This is a genomic window from Bacillus sp. JJ1764 (assembly GCF_036962145.1).
In the GTDB taxonomy this organism is placed as follows: Bacteria; Bacillota; Bacilli; order Bacillales; family Cytobacillaceae; genus Neobacillus.
The window spans coordinates 1-1,833 of record NZ_JBALNY010000254.1 but is presented as its reverse complement, the minus strand read 5'-3'; the positions used below and the strand labels follow the sequence as shown (position 1 = coordinate 1,833).

2 protein-coding genes and 1 pseudogene are annotated in these 1,833 nt (G+C 39.3%); all 3 read left to right on the top strand.

Translation table 11 applies throughout. From position 1 onward, the window contains the following. Positions 1-914: pseudogene (locus V7083_RS23510) on the top strand (DNA mismatch repair endonuclease MutL); the annotation flags it as partial. A gap of 126 nt (positions 915-1,040) precedes the next feature. Then, a complete protein-coding gene (locus V7083_RS23505) occupies positions 1,041-1,514 on the top strand; it encodes a DUF3291 domain-containing protein (RefSeq protein WP_335482623.1) in 474 nt (157 codons plus the stop codon). A gap of 17 nt (positions 1,515-1,531) precedes the next feature. After that, positions 1,532-1,723, top strand: a complete 192-nt coding sequence (locus V7083_RS23500; RefSeq protein WP_335482621.1) for a hypothetical protein — start codon at positions 1,532-1,534, stop codon at positions 1,721-1,723. Positions 1,724-1,833: the final 110 nt, after the last annotated feature.

Below are 1,833 nucleotides of genomic sequence, written 5' to 3'. Positions count from 1 at the left end.
CCACAACGATTAAAGATACCTTTAAATCAAAAGTGCTGATTCCAACGGCTTATACGCATGTGAAAAAAGAAACACCGAAGACAGAGCAAACTACTCTAGTATTGGATGAGGGAACAAGCACTTCCCAAAAATTCGAGGAAGAAGAGACAATTAAACCTGTTGAGGTTGAAAGGCCTTGGACTGCTCCGATCACAATCCGTGAAAACTTTCCCGAAAAGGTGGAAGCGGAGGATACTTGGACATCCGTTGACCCGTTTGCTGGTTTTTCTAAAAGAGTGGGACCGGTCGTGGAGGAGGAAGTCAAACCCGTTGAAGAGCCTAAAACAGAAAGCAGGGTACCCCGTATGTACCCAATCGGGCAAATGCACGGGACTTATATTTTTGCCCAAAATGAAAATGGACTATATATTATTGACCAACACGCCGCCCAGGAACGGTTGAAATATGAGTATTTCCGGGAAAAAGTCGGTCGCGTAGAACCGGAGCTCCAGGAAATACTGATGCCATTAACGTTTGAGTATTCCACCGATGACTATTTAAAAATTATGGAATACAAGGATGAACTGGAAAAAGTCGGTGTATTTCTGGAAGAGTTTGGCTTAAACAGCTTCGTTGTACGATCTCATCCTCAATGGCTGCCAAAGGGTGAAGAGAAGGAAATCATTGAAGAAATGATTGAACAGCTATTATCCATGAAAAAAGTGGATATTAAAAAGCTACGCGAGGAAGCGGCAATTATGATGAGCTGTAAAGCGTCGATAAAAGCAAACCGCCATTTGCGCAATGATGAAATCCAAACATTACTCGATGACTTACGAAAAGCATCCGATCCATTTACCTGCCCACACGGCAGACCGATCATTGTGCACTATTCTGTGTATGAGATGGAAAAGATGTTTAAGCGGGTGATGTAGAGTCACAAAGGATATTTGTTCAGTTTTTGAGCAAATATTCTTTTTATTTAGATAAGGTTCTATTAGTTATGAAACCCCCTCTAATTTGAATATAAATAGGTGAACACTATAGATGGAGGAATGATCATGAGTTTTGTTTCAATTTATACAGTTGGTAGGCTAAGTCACCCCTATCATCACCCAGCTTCAAAGGACTTTTTTGAAGTGGGAGAGGAGATTGTTCGTCAAGCCGCTAAATCAGGACAACTACTAGAGATTTTTTCACCAGATAGGGTCCCTTTTCCTGAAGAAGTCACTAGGGAAGAAGGATTCCCTGTTATTACATTAACGGTATGGAAAAGTCTTCAATCCTTATATAATTTTACGTATTCTGGTCTTCATAAGCAGGCATTGCGGGATAGGAGCAAATGGATGGCGACTTATCAAGAGAAACACCTTTCCTATGTTATATGGTGGACCGATAAGGTAGGAGATGTTTCCTGGAAGGAAGCTTTTAATAGATACCGGTATTATATTCAAAATGGCCCCACTCCTTTTGCGTTTGATTTTAAGCATGCTTTTGATGAAAAGGGGGAAGTAATTTCGATTAAGTCCCAGTGAGATTGGAGGTAAAATATATGCACTTTTTTGACTGGCAAATTGAATTAACAGGAGATTTAAAGCCGTACATAGACATAGAAAATAAAAGAGTGGCGATTCTTACTGAAGGTGATGATGATATTCATATTGCTATTGAATTTGATGAAAATAACAACTTGGTCATGCATCCACGATGGAATATAAACATTACTGTTCTTGGTGAAAAATAATTAAGATTCTCTACAAATTCTTAAGTTGTCAGTTCTCTAAAAAAATTGAAAAGAAGATCGTTAAAAGGGTATCTGCGTTCCTGAACTAGGGTTAAAAATCAAAATCCGGG